At 52.4% G+C, this 19,855-nt stretch carries 16 protein-coding genes and 2 pseudogenes; 1 reads left to right on the top strand and 17 read right to left on the bottom strand.

The features are described 5' to 3' along the window. Nucleotides 1-332: 332 nt before the first annotated feature. The gene (locus ARB69_RS19120) at nucleotides 333-1,499 is read left to right on the top strand and encodes a protein kinase family protein (RefSeq protein WP_002566659.1); all 1,167 of its coding nucleotides are present in this window, start codon (nucleotides 333-335) and stop codon (nucleotides 1,497-1,499) included. 84 nt (nucleotides 1,500-1,583) lie between these two features. Here ARB69_RS19120 and ltrA read toward each other — a convergent pair whose 3' ends face one another. The 17 genes and pseudogenes from ltrA to ARB69_RS19045 all read right to left on the bottom strand — a co-directional run bounded on the left by ltrA (nucleotide 1,584) and on the right by ARB69_RS19045 (nucleotide 19,833). Further along, nucleotides 1,584-2,864 (bottom strand): group II intron reverse transcriptase/maturase, encoded by a 1,281-nt coding sequence (ltrA, locus tag ARB69_RS19115; RefSeq protein ID WP_002578445.1) that lies wholly within the window; start codon nucleotides 2,862-2,864, stop codon nucleotides 1,584-1,586. Nucleotides 2,865-3,392: 528 nt separating this feature from the next. After that, the gene (locus ARB69_RS19110) at nucleotides 3,393-3,593 is read right to left on the bottom strand and encodes a transposon-transfer assisting family protein (protein WP_055154708.1); all 201 of its coding nucleotides are present in this window, start codon (nucleotides 3,591-3,593) and stop codon (nucleotides 3,393-3,395) included. Between the two features lie 3 nt (nucleotides 3,594-3,596). Further along, nucleotides 3,597-7,097, bottom strand: a complete 3,501-nt coding sequence (locus tag ARB69_RS19105) for an LPD25 domain-containing protein (protein WP_242857637.1) — start codon at nucleotides 7,095-7,097, stop codon at nucleotides 3,597-3,599. 29 nt (nucleotides 7,098-7,126) lie between these two features. Further along, nucleotides 7,127-8,257, bottom strand: a complete 1,131-nt coding sequence (locus tag ARB69_RS28500; RefSeq protein WP_242857636.1) for an antirestriction protein ArdA — start codon at nucleotides 8,255-8,257, stop codon at nucleotides 7,127-7,129. Nucleotides 8,258-8,390: 133 nt separating this feature from the next. Continuing rightward, nucleotides 8,391-8,990, bottom strand: a complete 600-nt coding sequence (locus ARB69_RS19100) for a helix-turn-helix domain-containing protein (protein ID WP_002566662.1) — start codon at nucleotides 8,988-8,990, stop codon at nucleotides 8,391-8,393. A 102-nt stretch (nucleotides 8,991-9,092) separates the two neighbouring features. Next, entirely contained in the window at nucleotides 9,093-9,296 is a 204-nt protein-coding gene (locus tag ARB69_RS19095; protein ID WP_002566663.1) for a hypothetical protein, read from the bottom strand. A 49-nt stretch (nucleotides 9,297-9,345) separates the two neighbouring features. Next, nucleotides 9,346-9,822, bottom strand: coding sequence for a hypothetical protein (locus ARB69_RS19090; protein WP_055154707.1), 477 nt, complete (start codon nucleotides 9,820-9,822; stop codon nucleotides 9,346-9,348). A gap of 10 nt (nucleotides 9,823-9,832) precedes the next feature. Beyond that, the gene (locus tag ARB69_RS27245) at nucleotides 9,833-9,988 is read right to left on the bottom strand and encodes a hypothetical protein (protein WP_002566665.1); all 156 of its coding nucleotides are present in this window, start codon (nucleotides 9,986-9,988) and stop codon (nucleotides 9,833-9,835) included. Nucleotides 9,989-10,197: 209 nt separating this feature from the next. After that, nucleotides 10,198-12,288, bottom strand: a complete 2,091-nt coding sequence (locus ARB69_RS19085; protein WP_055154706.1) for a DNA topoisomerase 3 — start codon at nucleotides 12,286-12,288, stop codon at nucleotides 10,198-10,200. Beyond that, nucleotides 12,285-13,052 (bottom strand): DUF4366 domain-containing protein, encoded by a 768-nt coding sequence (locus ARB69_RS19080; protein ID WP_002566667.1) that lies wholly within the window; start codon nucleotides 13,050-13,052, stop codon nucleotides 12,285-12,287. Before ARB69_RS19080 ends, ARB69_RS19085 begins: the two co-directional genes overlap by 4 nt. Then, nucleotides 13,042-13,305 (bottom strand): DUF4315 family protein, encoded by a 264-nt coding sequence (locus ARB69_RS19075; protein WP_002566668.1) that lies wholly within the window; start codon nucleotides 13,303-13,305, stop codon nucleotides 13,042-13,044. Before ARB69_RS19075 ends, ARB69_RS19080 begins: the two co-directional genes overlap by 11 nt. A gap of 23 nt (nucleotides 13,306-13,328) precedes the next feature. Then, nucleotides 13,329-15,275, bottom strand: a pseudogene (locus ARB69_RS19070) (C40 family peptidase). Between the two features lie 31 nt (nucleotides 15,276-15,306). Next, nucleotides 15,307-17,718, bottom strand: a complete 2,412-nt coding sequence (locus ARB69_RS19065; protein ID WP_174518419.1) for a VirB4-like conjugal transfer ATPase, CD1110 family — start codon at nucleotides 17,716-17,718, stop codon at nucleotides 15,307-15,309. Continuing rightward, nucleotides 17,615-18,064, bottom strand: a complete 450-nt coding sequence (locus ARB69_RS26180; RefSeq protein WP_007036732.1) for a PrgI family protein — start codon at nucleotides 18,062-18,064, stop codon at nucleotides 17,615-17,617. Before ARB69_RS26180 ends, ARB69_RS19065 begins: the two co-directional genes overlap by 104 nt. A 6-nt stretch (nucleotides 18,065-18,070) precedes the next feature. Then, nucleotides 18,071-18,367 (bottom strand): annotated as a pseudogene (locus tag ARB69_RS19055) (MT-A70 family methyltransferase); the annotation flags it as partial. 81 nt (nucleotides 18,368-18,448) lie between these two features. Further along, complete coding sequence (locus ARB69_RS19050; protein ID WP_055154703.1) at nucleotides 18,449-18,634, bottom strand: hypothetical protein; 186 nt, start codon at nucleotides 18,632-18,634, stop codon at nucleotides 18,449-18,451. Nucleotides 18,635-18,687: 53 nt separating this feature from the next. Then, complete coding sequence (locus ARB69_RS19045; RefSeq protein WP_055154720.1) at nucleotides 18,688-19,833, bottom strand: IS91 family transposase; 1,146 nt, start codon at nucleotides 19,831-19,833, stop codon at nucleotides 18,688-18,690. Nucleotides 19,834-19,855: the final 22 nt, after the last annotated feature.

Raw genomic sequence — 19,855 nt, 5'->3', positions numbered from 1 at the left:
GCTTCGACTTGTTTGGCAGCCTTACCCTCACGCATGGCCTGATGTGATTTCTGTTCGTCAGACCAGAGATTTGCCCATGGGTTAGTATGTTCCCCATATCCAGCTTCCTTCAGATTCCACCTCACGATGGACACCCTTGCCTTCGGCTATATCCTTCCCACCACCGGGCGGATTCCGGACTTGCACCGGTTAGAAACGTGCGCCGCCGGGCGCACCAAGAAATGCCGGACGCAGAGGCAATACAGCCCCGCGCCCGGCGTTTTGGATAATTGCCGATTATGTAATTGCATGATATAATACAGTAAAACAAAGCGGGAAACGGTGGAACTTGTATGAATATTGAAAACTATATTGAATCACAGTACAGAGAATTATTATCATGTAGTCAAATAAATGTGGAATACTCCGATTTATATAAATCATTTAGAAATCAAAAACTTCGGGAAATACTTATGACCTTACATCATGATCTGGTTGGACTTTTTAGAACAATGAACGAAAGGCTACCAACTGGGGAACATGAAGCACACTTTTGGGCAGAACCGAGCAGAGATTTAATTAAGAGAATCGAAATTATATTCAGCTTAGTAAGTTCACTAAAAGCAACGCCTTTAGCCTTTCAAATAGACCCATACTATTTAGAGTTACTTACACGCTGTCGAGATTTCCTTAGTTCAAGTGGAGGCAGTTCATTACCGCCCAATATGGCAAAGGTCGAATTATATTATACACTTCCTATTTTTTTACCTCTTAGTAGCATAACCATTTCACATAAGCAACAAGATTTTACATTTGATTTGAAGCTGATCGGAAGCGGTTCTTATGCTAATGTTTATAAATATAAGGACACTTTTTATAATCGGCCTTTTATTTTAAAGCGTGCAAAAAAGGAACTTACAGATAAAGAAATGGCCCGTTTCAAAAGAGAATTTGATGTAATGAATGATCTATCTTCTCCATACATACTTGAAGTTTACTGCTACAATCCAGATAAAAATGAGTATATTATGGAATATATGGATTATACACTGGACGGATATATCGCTGCTCATAACTCCACCTTAACAATTATACAGCGAAAAGGAATTGCCCAACAAATATTACGCGCTTTTGATTATCTTCATTCAAAAGGACATCTGCATCGTGATATAAGCCCTAAAAATATTTTGATAAAAGAGTACGACGATACCCTTGTAGTTAAACTTTCAGATTTTGGACTTGTAAAAATTCCTGATAGTACGCTAACAACGGTTAATACGGAGTTCAAGGGTTATTTTAATGATCCTGCACTGGTTGTCGAGGGGTTTAACACTTATGGCATAGTTCACGAAACTTATGCTCTCACCAGAGTTATTTATTTTGTAATGACAGGTAAAACTAATACTGAAAAAATTACGAATCAGAATTTACGAAATTTTGTTGAGAGAGGATTGAACCCGGATAAAACCAAAAGATTTCAAAATATTCGCGATATGATTTCAGCGTTTAAGACCATATAATCGAGTAGGAGGAAGGCGATTATTTCGCCTTCCGACCTCTCACACCACCGTACGTACCGTTCGGTATACGGCGGTTCAATCAACTTAACATGTAACAGCCTTTTCGGCGTAGTAGTCTTCCATGGATACAAGACCAAACTTAGCTAGTCTCTCTTTACTGATACAAATGTGGAGATTCCAGCTTCTGCACACTCTGGCATATCCTTTGGCATATGAAATGCCATGTGCCGCATTTGGCGGCAGACCAAGTTTGATAAGATTCTTTTCCCTGTTCTTTGGCGTTTTCCAGTGTTTCCATATGCACATGCGCAGTCGATACCGAATCTGTCCGTCCATTTTTGCGCACAGCCTTTTCATGCTTCCGATTTTGAAATAATTTATCCACCCTCGGATAAGCCGGTTGAGTTTCCCAATTTTATAACCATTGCCCACTCCCCAGCTCCTGCTTGTATATTTCTTCATCTGCGCCTTGAACTTTGCTGCCGCTTTCGGGTGTGGTCTGGCTTTGTACCCTTTGGCAAATGAGTCATAGTAAAATCCAAACCCCAGATACTTAATGCCCTTTGGTTTATCAACCCTGCTCTTTTCCGCGTTCACTTTCAGTCCAAGCTTTTCCTCTATAAACCGAGCCACGCTCTTCATTACCCGCTCTGCCGCCTGTCTGCTCCCGACCATTATAATAAGGTCATCTGCATACCGGACGAAATCCAGCCTCCTTGCTTCCAGTTCTTTGTCCAGCTCATTTAACATGATATTTGCTAACAGCGGCGAGATATTTCCACCCTGCGGTGTGCCGACTACCGTATCTTCATACTCATCATCAATCATTACGCCGCTGACCAGAATCTTTCTTACCACCGATATGACATCTCCGTCCTTTATTGTCCGTCCGAAAATCGTCATCAGCTTGTCATGGTCTACTGTGTCAAAGAATTTCGCTAGGTCGATATCCACTATCCAGTTGTGTCCGTCATTCATCATTTCCAATGCTTTAAGGACTGCCTGCTGTGCACACCGCTTGGGTCTGAATCCATAGCTGTGGTCGTGAAACTGCTCCTCAAATATCGGGGTAAGCACCTGTGCCACCGCCTGCTGTACAAAGCGGTCTACTGCTGTTGGCACTCCAAGATTTCTTGTACCACCATCGGGTTTGGGTATCTCCACCCTGCGGACTGGCTTCGGCTTATACTTCCTCGTCCGCAACTGTTCCTTAATGTTTTCGCCGTTTTCCGAAAGATATGCGCCAAGTTCTTCAACGGTCATCCCGTCCACGCCTGCCGCTCCTTTATTCCTTACGACTTGCAGATACGCCGCATTTAGATTATCCCTGCTTAATATCTGCTCCATGAGACTGCTTGTGTCCATGCGTTGTTTCCTTTCTGCCCCTTTTGCCTTTGCCGCCTTTGAAGTCATCGACAGGCGTATGCTCCGGCTACGAAGTGGAACGTACTTCAACTGATTGATTGTTCAGCCCTTCGCTCCGTCCCCATTACAGGAACTTCCTCACTACTATGGCTTCTGCTGACTTCTCACAATTCGTTGTTACTACGGCTAATGAGACCGCCTGTGAGACCTCCCCAGTTAAGGTGCGTGTTCTTTTCCTCCATGTACCTGCCGCATTTACTCGTACTTCCGGCAACCTTTTGGACTTCAGTGCCTTTTGCCACCTTATCCGTATTTCCGAGCCTTATATGCGGTTCCTGTCCGTCAGGTCAGAGGTTTGCTTACAGCTTCTTTCAGATTCCGTCTCACGGCGGACACCCTTGCTGTTCGGCTATGTGCTTCGTTGTTGCCTACGCGCACTTGGGACTTTCACCCATTAGAAAACGCCCATGCTGGGCAAACAAAATGCCGGACGCAAGGGCCATATAGCCCTCGCGCCCGGCGTTTTGCTTACTCGTCTGTGAAGTGGAACCGCTGCGCCGCAAAGTCGGCGTCGCTCATGGCGTCCAGCTTATCGGCGGTCTGGCAGGCCAGCGTAGCCATTTCCTTGTCCATATCCGGCAGAACTGTCCGGAGATTTGCTGCTGTCCTGCGGCGTTCGGCATTATGATACAGACAGAGCAGGTTTTCTTCTTCCACGGTGAAATACATTCCTCATACCTCCATTTCTTTTGATTTTTCCCACGCCGGGGACTTCTTTTTCTGTTCCTCCTTGGCGGCGGCAAGCTGCGCCCGGATGGACGGTTTCTTTGGTTTTTGTGTTGTCCTGCGCGTTTGCTTGGGCTTTTTGGCCTCCGCCTTGGCTGCCTCGGCCACATCCAAAAGGGAAATCTGTTCCCCTGCTTTTGCCTTTGCTTCCAGTTCCTCCATAGACGGGGCGTTGTTCATCATGCCGTCGATCATGTTGTAGTTCTGCTCGGTGGACATTTCAGCGGTTTTGATGTGGCTGTCCTGCTGGGCCGGGATGGCAAAGGCCCTTGTGCCGTTTGCCATAATAAGATACTTGCCGTCCTCCGACTGGTGGTGGAATCCATACCCGGCAGCCTCCATCTGTTCCCGGCTCCTGTCGGTCAGATAGAAACGTCCCCTCGGCGTCTGGATTTGTTCGCCGGTCATGCACTCGTCCGGCGTGAGCTGCTTTTCCGGCTGGGAGAAGAACTCCGGCACCTGCCGGTAGTCGGCCCCCTCGTCCACATAGTAGGCCGTCTGTTCCCCGTCCTGCCGGAACACCACAATATCCCCCATAGAGAGGGAACGTCCCTTGTAATCGGCGGGATGTTCCATATTGAAGCGGCGGTAAATCTCGTCCAGTGTGGTGTCCTTATCCAGCGGCGCGGTGTAGACAAGCTGGTAATTCTTCCTGTCCACCAAAAGCCCGTCCGCCTGCAAGTCCTCATAGGAACGGTAGCGGAAGTCGCGCCCCTCCGGGCCGGGCGGCACTTGGTAGATGGAAAAGTTAGGCTGCGCCGGGGCATAGGAACCAGAGTCAATATATTCCTCCACCGTCAGCCCGGCAGTGGCGGCTTCCTGTTCCAGCTCGGTCTTGACCTGCGCCTTATAGTCCTGCAAGCTCTTATCAAAGTCGAAAAGCTGCGGCGGCTCCGGTAACGATTCTCCCTGATTGAGAAGCGGACGGCACTCTCTTACATACTCCACCAAGGCGTCCAAATAGGCGGTCTGCTCTGGCAACAGGGGATCGCCGGATCGTAAAAGGTGTTGGGCCTCCTGTTCCATACGGGAAAGGTTGCAGTGCTGTTTGAGATATGGGACAAAGGTATGCAGCAGCATATCCCGCTGGGCCTTGTCCGCTTCCCATGCCTCCGGCCCCTCATGGTGCAGCACATGGTTTTTCCAGCTTTCATCCTGTTCGTAGTATTCGTGGCAGCCCCGGATATGCTGAATCAGGGAACCGTCCCCATCGCCAAAGTCCTGCCGCCCCTCGTAGTTGTCCGGCTGGCCCTGCATGGTAAAGTCAATGCGGAACCTGGTCTTGTCGTACCAGCTTCCCGTATAGCCCGGCTGTTCTCGGCCGCGGCGTTGGGCCTCGTCCAGTGACTGAAAAACAGCGTCGGCCTCATGTAATGGCATTTGCTGGCCATCTTTTAAGTGGGGGCTTTCACTCCAAAGAATCGTGACAATCGGCTCGGCTTCCGGGTCACAGGCGATGGTCTGTTCCGCCCTGGCAACGGCCATCTCACTTACAATCTGGCTTTTTACAACGTCATCCATCTTGCCGTGTTGAAGTTCATACCCCTGTTCACATAGGTGGTTGATCAGCCCTATGATTTTTTGCGGGTCGTTCACGGCGTCGGCATAGTCCATAATCAACTTCCGTTCTTCCCTTCCCAAAAGCGGGGCGCTTTGTTCGGCCAGCGCGATCAGGGCGGCCGCCCGGTCAGCCGGGGATACATCCGGCATCAAGGGATTGCCGTTCAAAATACCGTCGATTCCGTTCCATGCCTGCGGCTGGGGAATGGCGTTGGCCTGCTTGGCGGCTTCCAGAAAACCGTCCAGCGCGTCGCCGGTCAGGGGTTCCATCGTCCCAGCCGGTAGCTCATGGGCAGCAAGGATTTCCTTTCCAGCTTCCATAAGGGACAGGTCGGGATTGTCAAGCTGGCCTCCGTCCAGCTCCTTGTAGTCAGGGCCATATAGCGTGTAGTCATAACCGTTTTCCGATGTCTGGATATACAGGTAATCGCCGCTTTCCAGACGGTAGGCGGCTTCCTGCGGGGCCTCGGCCTTTTCCAGTGAACCGTCCCCGGCAATGGTAAAGCCCTGTTCCTGCGCCGCCTCCTTGGTTCCCTGTGATACCTCGCCGGTGGATTTTAAATCCGCTTCAATGAGGGTTTGCAGCATGGCTTTTACGCTGTCGGTCATTTCCTGCTGTTGCTTGGGGGGCAACTTGGAAAATGCACTGCCTGGGTCTGGCTGCTCAGCGGCCTGTTCCAGCGGTGCGGTTTGCGGCTGTTCCTGCTGGGCCTGCCGTTCTTTCTGAAGCTGGGCAAGGTGGCCGTCAATGGTGGTAATCAGTTCATGGGCGGTGGCCCGGATGGTTTCAAGGGAGGCTTTCAGCTCTTTCAAGTCCTTGCCGGAACTCCAACCGGCCACATAGCCAAAGGAATAATCGGAGGTATCCAGCCCGTAGTACTGGCAAACGGCATAAGCCACGCTTTCGGCCTGCACTTCGCGGGTGCGGCTGTCGGGGCGGTCGGCCTGCTCTATGGCCAGGGCTTCCGGGTCGATGGCGTGGAGCTTGGAATGGGCGATCTCATGGATGGCCGTCTTTAGGGTCTGTAATTCGCTCATGCCCTCCTGAATGGCGATCCGCTGTTCTGCCAAGTGGTAGTAGCCGTGGGAGCCGCCGGGGATGTCCTCAAAGGACATCGGGACGGGGGAGGTCTGTTCCAGCGCCTTGAAAAATTCCTCGTACCGTTCCACGCTGCCGGTCAGTTCTTCCATGCCGATAGAGGGCAGCGGCCCGCCCTCGGTCTGGCTTACATCAAAGACGGACACGATTTTGAAGGCCGGAACTTGGATTTCCTGTACCTCGGTGACTGGCTTTCCATCCTGGCCTATCACCACCTTGCCCTGGGCGTCCAGCTTCGGCACTTCCTTCTTTGCTTTGAACGGGGCCGGGGCCAGGATCTTGATGGCTTTTTCGCCTTTCTTCACATTGCGGTGAAACTCGTCCCGCCACTTATTGTAGCCCGCTACCAGCTGGCCCCCCTGCATAGCAATCAAGAGGGTGTTATTGAAGCTGTAACTGTGGAACTTCGCTATGGAGGTGAGATAGGCTTTGTAGCGTTCACTCTCAAACAGCTCCTGTATGCCGATTTCCAGCCGGTCGGTGATTTCTTTCATACGGTCGGTACTGTTCTGACTGTTTAATAGAATGGGGGTGACAGGCTGCGGGGCCTTTGCGGGAGCTGCCGTCTCCGGCTGCACCTTGCTTTCCTCCCGCATAATTTCCGGCGCAGGATAGGCCATCACCCGGTATTCTTCCGGCACTGGCTGGCCCTCATGGACGCGCTGCCATTTGTCCCCGGTTCGCAGAAGATACCCGTACTCGGTGAATGTGCCTTGTTCCCCCTGGGCAATAAACTGGCCCAGCCGTTCCGTGTCAATGGCCGGTTTCCATTCATCGGGAATCACCATCAGGCCCGAATGATTCAGGTAGTAATCCCCTAAGGTGCGGTAGTCTTTGGCGTCAATGAGAATAAAGCAATCGGTATTTTGTAATAGTCGATGACCTGCCCGATGGTCTGAAATTTCTCCAGGGACTGCATGACGGCGTTTAACTGCGACCGTTCCACAGCATCCAACTTTTGAAGCTGCACGGCAAGGAAGTTCAGTTCGTCCACACTGGCGGATTGTATCAAGTCCTCCGGCAGTTCCAGCGGATGCCCCTCCGGGGCAGAAACACCGGCAATGAAACAATCCTGCTGGTTGTCGGCGGTGATATGGATTTCGTTTAAGGCGGCCTGCACCTGTTCGGCGGTCGTTGGCAGGGAAAGCCAGCAGCCATGTGGTTCGTCGGATTGTGCTTCGGCGTGGTTATCAAGAAAAATGGAACATACTTCGTTCACGGAGGCTCTCCGTTCCGGGGTGGTGTTGAACGTTGGCGGCTGCATGGGTTCCTCCTGTGTGGGAAGCTCTGCGGCTTTTGCCGGTTCCTCCCCTTCGATGGTGTAGCCGGGGAGCAGACAGCCGTTGACCTTGAAATAGTCGGCGTATTCCTTAGGGATAGCCGGGGAAATTTCCGTAAAGTAATGGGCGTGTGCCTTGATACGGCCATTCAGGTACTTGTCCAGTGCTTCCCGGCTGGCAAAGACTTTCCGATCCTGTCCGGCAATCTTGGCCTGCCGGTAGCTGCCCGGCGCGTTGGTGCGCAGGCTCCAGCTTAATGTCCAGGAGTAAGGGACGGAGGTTTGGGCGGCGCTGTCGTACCGGGTGTTCTCTGAAATGGAGTAATACATCTGGTAAACCATGTTGCTGCGGATATGCCGGTAGTTGTCCGGCTGCTCCCACTGGTTGGAAGTGTGCGTGACGGGAAGCGTCCGGGCATATTCCAGGACTTTGTCCAGAAACAGGGTTCTTCCGGCCTGTTTCTCCCATGCGGCGGCCTGCGCTTTCAAACGGTCAAACACTTCCTGTTCTGCGGCGGCGCTTTCCGCCCGCAGAGAAAGAAGCTCCGCAAGGGGCAACTTTACCGCTTCGGAGAGATCGGCCTTGCCGCTTTCAAAGTAAATCCGGCGCTCGATCCGCATCGTGCTGGCCGGTTCTAAATCGTCATGGTCATAAGAGCTATAAGACATTTGGTGTCACATCCTTCCTAAAAAATGGCATAAGAAAAGCAGGAAACCGTTTCAAAGATTTCCTGCTGGGTTGTGCCGCCGGTGGGCGGCTGGTATTTAGTTGTGAATAAGAGGGGCCTACACGGCCTTTGTTTTATTTAACCTTCCAAATATGCCGCCAATATTTCAAACTTAATAGAATCGCGCAGATTGCAGTAATCACATCTGCCAGAAGATACGTCACTCCAACCTGCTCCAAAGGAATGATGCGCGGCAAAAAGAAAACAGAGAAAATCATGGAAAGACCAAGTATAATCTGCAATGCTTCAAGCCTATGCTTTTTCCCCATATCCTTTGATGTGATAAACAGCAATACAAGACCAACCGCCAAAATGGCTAACCAATAGTACGGGAAGTCTGTACCATACAGACCGGAAGAATAGCCGTCCCAGCCAGCATTCATCAGTATGACAGCCCCCCACCTGCCAAAAAGCATCTTGGCATTTCGCTGCTTAGTACTTAATTTTTGTTCCTGCGTCTCTTGTTCCTCGGCATAGGTTTGAGGATCAACCAATTCAGAAATGCTCATTTCAAAGAGAGAAGCCAGTTCCGATAAGTTTTTAGATGTCGGTTCACTGGTTCCTGCTTCCCACTTTGCAACAGCTTGACGGCTGATGCCCAACTGATCGGCAACATACTCTTGGGACATTTTTAGTTGTGTACGCCTGGCTTTAATGTTTTCGCTCAGTGCCATGTTCACGCCCTCCTTTCAGATTTCATCATACATCAACATTCCGGTTGCAGGCTACCAACTAAAACGCAACCGTAGGTTGCAAGAGCCAGGCCATACAGAAATTTAAGAATCCGGCAGCTCACTCAGCATGTTTATGGTGCGGTAAATTTCTCCGCAGGCAGGGCACTTCCAGTCCAGATTACTCTTTTTCGCTTTCTTATGAAGATGCTCTAATTCCGCTTGGTGGCATTTGGGGCATATGGTTGGAAGCTCTGCCCATAACCGTTTCAGCAAACGGACTTCGTTCTCCCGGCTGTTCGTATACATTGTTCCTCCTGGTCTAAGCCGTTCTTAAAATCAAACAGATCGACTACCTTTATGTGTCATATTCAATGAGATATATTTGATTGGAGCTTTGATCATAAATTGCAAAGGTAAAATTAAAGGAAAAACGTTGGAACAACTCGGAATCATCATATGGATTCCTACTTTCCGAATGGCGGTCATAAAAATAATAGTATCCGTCCTGTATTTCCGGTATAGATACTTCATCATCGTATGGCTGGTATAGGAAAGTATCTAAGTTTTCGGGAAGTGGAAGTGTATGCCAGGTTTCACTTTCTTCCATTTGTTCACCGATGGAATCATCGGGATACTGTACCACTGTGTAGGAAACACCATCTCCATGAAATCCACCATGCGTATCCTTGTGGGAAACAACTTTCCCTATCGTTAAGTCAATCCCGCTTTGTCTGGACAGTGCTGCCAGATTATTTTCCCGGCTACATAGAACAAAGGTCAGTGAAAACAAAAGCAATGCGATTGCGCTAAAAATAAGTATCCATTTTTTCATAACCATCCGCCTACCTTTTCGTTGTCATATTTCCAAAGCCAGCCAGTGCCGCTCCCATCAAAAGGCCCAGCGGGAGGTCCTTCAACAAAATTCCAAAAATCAGGCCAAGCCCCATCCCAATCGCAGCCATACCATTCAAACGTGATTTTTTATCCGGTTGTTTCATCGGTTCCTCTTTTGCATGACATACTCCTTGCGCATATTATAGCAGGGATACCCGATGTTGAAAAGCAAATCTGAATCCATTGCGCACAAACGGGGGTTCATGAGACAGGGGGATTGAAGCCTTCCCAAAGTGAAAATTCCCGCCCGGCAGAATGGCCGGGACAGGGAGTTTACCGGGAGTGTGGCTACACTCCCTATGCTTGCTGTTTTTTAGTTTTTGCCCCTCTGTTCCACGCGGTAGTTCACATACTTGCCGCCGATATCGGCCAAAAGCACCGTGCCGTCGTAGGTCTTGCCGGTTTTCAGAGAGAGCAGTCCCTTTACCTTTGCCTTTCCGTCTCCCAGCAGAGCGGCGGCGATTTTCGAGGTGAACGCTTTGCCCCGTTCCTCAAAAAATCGGTCATTCTTCCACATGACAAACTGGCAGGCCCGGTTTCCGCAGGAATAGTTTTTCTTGCCCTCGTAGACGCTCTCCCCACAACGGGGGCATTTGCCGATAGCCACACGCTCATCCTGAAACAACTTCTGTGCGTCCTCGCTGATCTGCGAATAGCCCACAATCAGGCTCCTTGTCATTTCTGCAATGTCATGCATGAAGTCCTCCGGGTCGGCCTGACCTTTGGCAATGGCCGTCAGCTTCGTTTCCCATTCAGACGTAAGCTGGGGAGAGGTCAGCACATCCGGAAGGACGCAGGCAAGGTTATGGCCGTCCCTGGTGGGAAGAAGCTGCTTGCCTTTTCGTTCCACAAAGCCCATCTGCACCAGCTTTTCCAGAATGGAGGCGCGGGTGGCCGGGGTTCCCAAACCTTGGCGTTCGGCGTCCTCCGGCATATCCTTGGCCCCGGCCCGTTCCATAGCCGAAAGTAGCGTGTCCTCGGTGTAGGGCTTCGGGGGCGCGGTGTAATGCTCGGTGATGCTGGCCTCCGCCTTGTCAAAGGTCTGGCCCTCGGTGATCTCAGGCAGTACCCGCGCCAGCTCCGGCGCGTTCTCGTTGGCATCGGCCTTAAAGCAAGTACGGAAACGGAGGTCAATCTCTTTCCAGCCCGGCGTCAGGATGGTTTTGCCCTTGGCGGTAAACTCTTTCCCGGCACAGGTGAAAGTGGCGGTGACGGCCTCAAACACATGAGGCGCGGCCACGGCGCACAGGAGCTTGCAGCACACAAGGGAGAGAAGTTTTTTCTCCCCCTCGGTCAGCCCGTCAAAGCCTTTCTGCACAAACTCCATCGTGGGGATGATGGCGTGGTGGTCGCTCACCTTTTTGCTGTTCAGCACCCGGCCCAACTGCGGGGAGAGGTCAAGCCCCTTTGCAAAGGGGAGCAACGGCCAGAGGCCGGACACAAGGCTTTCCGCTGTGGGCTGCATATCGTCGGTAAGGTGCTGGCTGTCTGTTCTCGGATAGGTCAGCCGCTTCTTTTCATAAAGCTGCTGGGCATAGTCTAGGGTCTGCTTGGCGGTAAAGCCAAAGAGCCGGTTAGCCTCCCGCTGCAAGGTGGTAAGGTCATAGAGGCGGGGCGGTTTCTCCGTTTTTTGCTCCCGCTTGACGGAAACACAAACAGCCTGTGCCCCAGCGCAAGCCGCCTTAGCCGCCTCCGCATCGTCAGGACTTGTAAAGCGGTCGCTGGCCGCCTCCATGCCGCCCGCCGCGATATGGACAACGTGGTATTTCTCTTTCTTGAAATTGCCGATTTGGCTTTCCCGGTCAACCAGCATTTTGAGGGTGGGTGTCTGCACCCGGCCCACGGTCAGGGTCTTGTGGTAGAGGATGGAGAAAAGCCGTATGGCGTTGATCCCCACCAGCCAATCCGCCTGCGCCCGGCAAAGAGCCGACTGATACAGGCTGTCGTAGTCTGCCCCCGGTTTTAGATGGGCAAAGCCGTCCTTGATGGCCCCGTCCTCCATGCTGGAAATCCAAAGACGTTTGAACGGCTTTTTGCAGCCCGCCATCTGGTAGACGAAACGGAAAATGAGTTCTCCCTCTCGCCCGGCGTCTGTGGCGCACACAAGGCTCTCCACGTCGGTGCGCTCTATCAGGGAACGTAAGATTTCAAACTGCTTTTTCTTCTCGTCCGGGATGATGTACTGCCACTGCTGCGGGATAATCGGCAGGTCGTCATAGCGCCATTTTTTGAACCGCTCGTCATAGGCCCCGGCGTCGGCAAGGGAAACCAGGTGGCCGATACACCAGCTCACCAGATAGCCGTTTCCCTCTAAGTAGCCGTCCTGTTTTTTCTCCGCTCCAATCACTGCCGCAATGCTGCGGGCCACGCTCGGTTTCTCTGCAATCACTAACTGAATACTCATTCCTCATCCTCCTTGTTTGGTTCAGGTGCTTCTTTCTCGATCAACCAATCTTCCCCCGGCTCTTGGGTGTCATCTGGCTCCGGGGCTTCTTCCTCGTCGTCCTCGTCCTCCCCAAAGTCGTACTCGTCCAGATCGTCGCCGCCCTTGATGTCCGCTTTTGGCTTGCGGAACTTGAAGAAGTAAAGAGCCGCGCCGCCGCCTGCCAGAACGACCGCCAGGAACACCACAAGGCCGCCTATGCCGTTTGGCTTTTCCTCCTGCGGCTTGGCTTCCTCCGGCTTGTGTTCTTCCGGCTCCGGCCCGGTGCAGGCGTTCATGTTGTTTTTACACACCGGGCAATTCGTATTGACAGCCCCGGCCTCACACTTGGTTGTGCAGGTACAGTGTTCCGGCTTGGTCTCGCCGTCCTTCAACAGTGCTTGCAGGTCGGCATCGTCCACTTGGTTTAAGAAATGCACCGCCGTTTCCTTGTCCTCGTTGGCCCGGTCGATCAAGATATAGAAGTAATTCCCGGCCTTGGTGGTGACGGTGATCAACTGCTTATCCCCGAAAAAATCATCCACCAGCGCCGCATTGCCCTTGGGTGTGACGGGTACGTCCTCCGGCTCCATCTCGATCCCCCCGGTGGTGGGTTTTTCCGTTTCCTCCGGCAATGGCTGCGGGTGAGGGTCAACACCTCCGGCGTAGGCGGTGACGGAAACAGCCGCCATGCAAAGCACAGCGGCCAGTGTTGCGGTGAACATGCGAATGGCTTTATTCTTCATCGGCGGTTTCCTCCTGTTCGTCCTGCTCAAAATCCGGCTGCGGGGCTGGGGGTGCCTGCAACGCGCCATCCCGGACAAAGGCGGCAAATTCCTGGGGCGTCATGTGCAGGTCCCGCACAAGCTGGACAATCTGCAAGTTTTCCTGTTCCGTCTTGGCCGCTTCCAGATCCCGAAGCTGCTTTTGCAGCGCCGCGATCTTGTCCTTGGTTTTCTCAATGTCCTTTTCAATGCGTTCCAATTTGTTCATTGCCATAGTCAAACACTCCTTTCTGGCGTTTAAGGTAAACGCCCGTAACAATAAAAATGCTGTTGCCAGTAGCTTGAATTTAGGTTCGTGTAACTGATTGGATCGCCGCAGTGCAGCATCACCGAATTGCCCACATACAGCCCCACATGGGACATCCCGGCGGTGTCGTAGGTGCCGACGAAAAATACCAGGTCGCCGGGCCTTGCCTGTTCCGGTGAAACGGGGGTGCAGAGACTGTAAAGCCCCTGCGCCGTCTGCCGTCCCACATTCCAGCCGGAATGATTGACCACCCAGCTAATAAAGCCGGAACAATCAAAGCTGGTGCTGGGGGAGCTGCCGCCCCAGACATAGGGAAAGCCAACATACTTTTCCGCCTCCGCGATCATGGCCGCAAAGGCTTCATCCTTTAGCGCCTCCGGTGGGATTTCATAGTAGGTCGGCTCTTTAATGGTGGAGGCATTGGGATAGCTGCCGCTTGGAAAGAGGTCTGGCCGGTTGCCCAGCGTCTGCATATAGGCGGCGTACAGGCTTAATGCTTCCTCGTCCATGAGGGAGACGGGCAGGTGGGATAAATCCCTGTTTTCCAGCGTCACGTTGCAGATGTAATAGGTGTAGGGAACTTCTTCCTCGTACTCGTTCCCCTCGCTGTCCGTACTCGTTTCGGTGCGGTAGCGGATTTCCGTCTCAACCGTCTGGGTCAGGATATATTGCTGCTCAAAGAGCATGGCAAGGTCGCCCTATACTTCCTCCAAGGTGAACACGCCGTTATGCAGCGCGGAGAGGATAGAGGTCAGTACATAGGGGTCATGGCCGATCTCGTCCAGCTCAAAACGGTACTCGTCGTAGCCGGGATGCAGGGTTTCGTAGTGGTCCAATTCGTACTGTAAATCAGCTTCCATCCCGGCGTAGGCAGCCTCGGCTCCCAGCATATCGCTGTCCTCCGAGAGATAGGAGGTGGCCGCAAGTCCCGTCCCGGCACTGCCAAACATGGCGGTGCAGGATTGCAGGCCCCCCATCAGAAACAGGAGCATGAGGCCCACGCCGCCAATCAGCAGCGCCCCTTTCCAGTGACGGGCCACAAGGGACGCGGCCTGTTTACCTTTCTCTGCGGCTTTCCTGGCGGCTGATGCGGTGGTCTTGGCACTGCCTGCCGCGCCCCGGCCCGCCGCCCGTGCGGCCTTGGCGTATTCCCGTTTGATGTGCTGTTTCTGCCAGAGGCGGGAAATGGGATTCGTGACCGCCTGCGCCAGTTCCGGGTTGTCCCGCAGGGATTTTTGATACACAAACTCGGCATTGGCGGCCATGGATTTTCGTTCCGCCTTGGCTGCGGCCCGGTAGGGTTTCAGCTTATTCCGCCGTCTGGCGTTTCTCAGGGCCTTGCCCGCTTGGCGCTCGGCCAGTTCTTCCGCCTTATGGCCGCTCTCCACACCCACATTTTCCTGCTCCACCTCATGGATTTTTCCGTGGAGGTATAGCCCCGCCTCCTGCACCGGGCGGCTGGCCGGATTGGGTTTGAGCTTTGGCGGATGTTTCTCCACTTTCTCAAAGTGAAGTTTGCTTCTGGCCTTTCCCTTGGCTTCGTTGTAGACGGTTTCCTTGGTAATCACGCGCCTGTTCGGGAGGGCGCTTTTTGCTGTATCCAGCCGGTCGGCCCGTTTCTCCGCCTGTTTGATATACGGGGCCAGTTCCGGGGAGGCCCGTTCCTCGGCGGTAAATTGCAGTCGGGAGGCCGGGCCGCTGGCTTCCTTTGCCATACGCTCTCCATGCCGGGCCGCCTGCTTTGCCTTATGCCGGTCGCGGATGTCCACAGCCCGTTCCAGCGCCTTTTCCGCTGTACCATCCGGCTTGGCCGTGTATTCCGGTTCGGCCTCCCGGCTGGAAATGTTCATGCTCTCGCCGGTGGTCTGGTTGTCCAGTGTAAGCCCAGCGCGGGTCATGCGCTGCGTCACCTTATCACGGGGTTTTAAGGGCTTCATGGTGCGCCACCTCCTTTTGCGGCCCCGCACCTCATACCGTGGCCCTCTCGCCTAAGCGGGTGGTCATGATCTGGTAAAGCTGGGTGTGCTTTGGGATAGGATTCTTAAAGGGCAAAACTACATTCTCGTAAATCAAAAGCCCCTCGCCGGGTTCGGAATTTTCCACATACCGTAATTGCTGGGGGGATAGGTTCAATCGCTCCGCAAGGATGTGCCGGTCGCCGGACGCCTGGTTGAGCAGGCAGATGAAGTCCGAATTTTCCAAAATATTTTCAATCTCCGGCGATAAAAGCAGATCCTTGACGTTCTGCGTGGCACCTGTGGGGATGCCGCCCCACTTACGAAAACGCTTCCAAATCTCGCAGGAAAAGGCCGCTGTCTGTTCCTCCCGCAACAGCAGATGAAATTCATCACAAAAGAACCAGGTGGCCTTGCCCTGGCTGCGATTTTGCGTCACCCGGCCCCAAATTTGGTCTTGGACGATCAGCATCCCGATTTTCTTTAGCTGCTTGCCCAGCTCCTTGATGTCAAAGGCCACAATGCGGCTTTCAATGTCCACATTGGTGCGGTGGTTAAACACGTTTAAGCTGCCGTTCACATACAGGTCAAGGGCTTGGGCCACCCGGTCGGCCTCCGGGATGTGCTGGTCTAACAAGGCTTTGTGCAGGTCGGAGAGGATGGGCATGTTCTCCGGGCGTGGGTCTGCCAGATAGGGCCGGTAGATCACCTGCACCGCCCGGTCAATGACCGTCTTTTCGATGGCGTCCAGCCTGTTCTTGCCGCCCATCACCAGTTCACAAAACGACAAAACAAAGTCGGATTTTAGGGCCAGCGGGCTTTCATCCTCGCTGTAATTTAAGTTGATGTCCAGCGGGTTCACATAGGATTTGCTGGTGGGCGACAGCTTCACCACCTGTCCATGCAGCCGTTTTACAAGGGGATAATACTCGGCCTCCGGGTCACATACATACACGTCATCCGGCGTACAGAGGAACACACTCAAAATTTCGGATTTGCAGCTCATGGACTTGCCGCTTCCTGGCGTACCCAGCTTTAAACCGTTGGGACAGCGCGCCCGCTTCCGGTCAAGCATAATCATGTTGCCGGTCTTGGCATTGACGCCGTAATACATGGCCTCTCCATCCTGAAACAGCTCCTGCGTTACAAAGGGGACGAACACGGCCACGCTGGAAGTGGTCAGAGAACGCTCAATCTGGATGTGGCTGGCCCCTAATGGGAGGCTGCTCATAAGGCCCTGCTCCTGCTGGTAGTCCAGCCGTACAATGGAACAGTTGTATTTCTGTGCCACGCCTGCGGCCCAAAACACATCGTTTTCCAGCGCCTGCCGGGTGTCGGCGGTATTGAGGACAAGAAAGGTGAGCTGAAACATCCGTTCATTCCGGCTTTGCAGGGTCTTTAGCAGCTCCTTGGCGTCCTGCCCGTAGGTGGCAAGGTCGCTGGGAAGGATGTCCATATCGTAGCCGCTGCGGACAGCCCTCTTTTGCTCCTGAATCTTCATGGCGTCCAGGTCGGTAATCTTGCGCTTCACCGTCTTGATGGCCTTGCTCTGGTCGATGGCCTGCACATGGAGGTTCACCACAATGCCGTTTTCCGTATTGAGAAAGTCGGCCAGCATTTCATCCGACAGCTCCGGGGACAGGATGTTTAAGAAGCTGACAGCCCCGTACTTGCCTCCCAGCCCGAACATCCGGGCGTTCCCGAAACGGAACGACGACGGGGCGATAAAATCCTTGGTGGAGAGGCCGGAGGAAGCCAGCCACTTCCAATCGAAGGAAAACGGCTCCCCGTCCGGGTGGAACATGCGGTGCATGACTTCCAGCCGGGCCGTTGCGTCCAGCCCCCACGCCACGGCCCCCATGCTCTTGAAATAGCCCAACAGGTCGGTTTCAATGCGGTGCAGTCTGGCACGGGCCAGTTTCAGGCTGTCAGCCTCAATGGTGTAGGTGAGAAACTTCCGCTTTACCAGTCCGTTGTTCCCGCTGACGAGCTGGTCTTTTAGGATGGCGGAATACTCCGTGCGGATGTCGTCAAAGGCATCGCCCTGCGCCCGGATTTCAAGGCTCTTGGCGTACTGCCTGGGGTCGATCTTGTGGTTGAGAAAGGAAAACTGGATGTGGATGGAGGCATCCAGATAGTTGTAAAGGTCGCACAGGCTTTCAAAGATGGCCGCCTTGGTGTCCGCCTGGGCAAGCTGATAGCTGATGTCTGAAAACTCGATGCACTTGGAAAACCTGCGGGGCGTCAGACGGCAAACCCCATCTGGATACATGGCCTCGTAGGGGATACTCTCCTGGGCGGAGTGGGGCTTTCCGTCGCCCTTATACCTGCGGATGACGGCCTGAATTTCTTTTTGCTCGGCACGGGTGAGCCTGACCGGCGCTTTTGCGCTCGTTTCGTTTCTTTGCTTTTTGAACAATGGCATTTACCTCCTGTTCCATCTGGAATTGCCGCACAAGGGCGGTGTAAGCGTTGTTGGTCTGGTAGGGCCGTTCCTTGGGCTGAAAAAAGCAACACTCCAGGATTTGGTGTACCACCACTTCCAGGGGCTGGCCGTGGCGCTCATACAGCGCCAGCAGAAAGCCCGGAAGCATGGCAAACACCATAAGGAGCGCCGCCGCACTGGTGGGGATGCGGCCCCGGATCAACAAAAAAAGCGGGACACCGACCAGCAGCGCACCGCCAAAACAAATGAGCTGGCGTTTCGTCAGCCCGAATACCACCTTGGATTTCACCTTGGTAAAATCCTTGGGGACAGTGACATAAGCCAAATAAAATCACCTCGTTTCTGGTGCGGACAGGGAAAAATCGCTGTCCACTTCGTTGCCCCAAACATCCCAGCCAGGGGTTTTCTGTCTGGCAAACAGTTCTGCGCGGGGCAGGTCACCCGCAAGCTCGATGATTTTCTCGCGGGTGATGTCGGGTTTCTTGCTGTGTTCCTCAATGGGGGAAATGATAAACTGATGGACGCTGCGGGAATAGCGTTTGGGGTGTCCCCGCTTGGCAAGCAGGCAGATTTCCGCATTGCCCCTTGTCCAGTGCCCCAGCCCGTAAAACCAGGTGGGGCTTTTCTTGTATAATAGGAAAGTTCGCCAAATGGCGAACCAATTGATAAAAAAAGCCCGCAAAATGCGGGCAAAGCAAACAGACGGTGGTTAAAAAAGGTCAATATAAAAGCCTTCTTCAAATTCATCGTCATCCAGGTCATTATCCTCCGTAAGAAATTCATGCATATCAAGCAGATCAGAATCAGACATAGTTCTGACCAGTTTGGCTGTCATTCCTTCCGGCGGGTTTTGAATATATTTTTGCCGTAGTTCCTCTAAAAATTTTGAATCCATGAGAAGCCTCCTGTCTGTTAATAAGATAAGTATGGTACAGACAGGTGGAAAAATCAAGCAGAACGGCATTTTACTTTTGCCATTGCCCTTTCATATAATTCTTCCAGAGAAACACGGCGATGATTGTAATAAAGCTCTACGAACTGCATTTCGTGGCTGCATTGTGTACATTTGAGTGGGTCATAGCCAAAAGACAGAAGGATGTCTTCACGCCATTTATTAAAAGTTTTCATCAGGCGGTGCCTGGATTTTGGAACAGCCTTCCAAAGTGATTTATCTTTATCACGGTGCCTGGAATAAAGACCATAGTAACGTGTCATTTTAAAGTTTTTTTCCGGGATGTGCTGAATCAGGAGCTTTATAAAATCTATAACAGGAAGAGTCCTTTTTACAAAGGCATTGTCTTCGTGGCGGTTATAGTGAAATGTGACATTAGTGCCATCATAGGAATCAATCCGTTTCAGGGCAATGACGGGGCGGCCGAGATAACGGCTGATATATTTAATGACCGCATCCGTATCACAGAGATTTGGTTTGGCATAAACATAAAAACCATTTTTATCCTTATGGTAGATAAGAGCTTTCGTTTTTTTAAAAGAAGGTCCAATGCGGGCTTCGAGAAGATTGAGAAGAGCTGTCTGAAAGGACTTTCTTAAGAGGGTATAATTAAAATGCTTGACGACCCGCCAGAAGCCGTCATCCGAGAATCCCCCTTCCGAAATGAGGCAGTGGATATGAGGATTCCATTCCAGGGGACGCCCAAAAGTGTGAAGGACGCAGACGATGCCGGGAACAAAGTTTTTAGATTTGTTGAGATTATGGAACATACGCAGGACAACACTGCGGACAGCCTGGAAAAGGCAGTCAAGAAGAGAGCGGTCATCCAGAAAAAAGTGCCGTAATTCTTCATCAATGGTAAAGACACAATGCCGGTGAGTACAGCGTATTAGTTTAAAGGCCATTTGAGTGGAGCGTTCCTGGGAGTATTTGACCCCGCAGGTAGGACAGAAACGGCTTTTGCAGCGAAAAGGAACGAACTTCAAGTTGCCGCAGTGAGGGCAGGCATACATGGAGCCGCCAAAGGAAGGGTCACCACAATAAATCATCTTAGAGATATTTTCCATTTCAACATCTCTGGGATGAAGGGTATATTGAATGATTTCGTAATTGTCTTTAAAAATCTCTTGTAAGATGTTCATGAGATAATTATGAATCAGATAG

Origin of the sequence: Faecalicatena contorta, assembly GCF_001404335.1 — a bacterium.
GTDB lineage: Bacteria > Bacillota > Clostridia > Lachnospirales > Lachnospiraceae > Faecalicatena > Faecalicatena contortus_B.
Note: the sequence above shows the minus strand (reverse complement) of the source record. Positions and strands in the feature narration are given on the sequence as shown.

Excerpts from the sequence above, each read along its gene's own strand:
- ARB69_RS19120 (WP_002566659.1), top strand. The coding sequence starts at position 333 with ATGAATATTGAAAACTATATTGAATCACAGTACAGAGAATTATTATCA.
- ltrA (WP_002578445.1), bottom strand. The coding sequence starts at position 2,864 with ATGGACACAAGCAGTCTCATGGAGCAGATATTAAGCAGGGATAATCTA.
- ARB69_RS19110 (WP_055154708.1), bottom strand. The coding sequence starts at position 3,593 with ATGTATTTCACCGTGGAAGAAGAAAACCTGCTCTGTCTGTATCATAAT.
- ARB69_RS19105 (WP_242857637.1), bottom strand. The coding sequence starts at position 7,097 with ATGGTGATTCCCGATGAATGGAAACCGGCCATTGACACGGAACGGCTG.
- ARB69_RS28500 (WP_242857636.1), bottom strand. The coding sequence starts at position 8,257 with ATGTCTTATAGCTCTTATGACCATGACGATTTAGAACCGGCCAGCACG.
- ARB69_RS19100 (WP_002566662.1), bottom strand. The coding sequence starts at position 8,990 with ATGGCACTGAGCGAAAACATTAAAGCCAGGCGTACACAACTAAAAATG.
- ARB69_RS19095 (WP_002566663.1), bottom strand. The coding sequence starts at position 9,296 with ATGTATACGAACAGCCGGGAGAACGAAGTCCGTTTGCTGAAACGGTTA.
- ARB69_RS19090 (WP_055154707.1), bottom strand. The coding sequence starts at position 9,822 with ATGAAAAAATGGATACTTATTTTTAGCGCAATCGCATTGCTTTTGTTT.
- ARB69_RS27245 (WP_002566665.1), bottom strand. The coding sequence starts at position 9,988 with ATGAAACAACCGGATAAAAAATCACGTTTGAATGGTATGGCTGCGATT.
- ARB69_RS19085 (WP_055154706.1), bottom strand. The coding sequence starts at position 12,288 with ATGAGTATTCAGTTAGTGATTGCAGAGAAACCGAGCGTGGCCCGCAGC.
- ARB69_RS19080 (WP_002566667.1), bottom strand. The coding sequence starts at position 13,052 with ATGAAGAATAAAGCCATTCGCATGTTCACCGCAACACTGGCCGCTGTG.
- ARB69_RS19075 (WP_002566668.1), bottom strand. The coding sequence starts at position 13,305 with ATGGCAATGAACAAATTGGAACGCATTGAAAAGGACATTGAGAAAACC.
- ARB69_RS19065 (WP_174518419.1), bottom strand. The coding sequence starts at position 17,718 with ATGCCATTGTTCAAAAAGCAAAGAAACGAAACGAGCGCAAAAGCGCCG.
- ARB69_RS19050 (WP_055154703.1), bottom strand. The coding sequence starts at position 18,634 with ATGGATTCAAAATTTTTAGAGGAACTACGGCAAAAATATATTCAAAAC.
- ARB69_RS19045 (WP_055154720.1), bottom strand. The coding sequence starts at position 19,833 with ATGAACATCTTACAAGAGATTTTTAAAGACAATTACGAAATCATTCAA.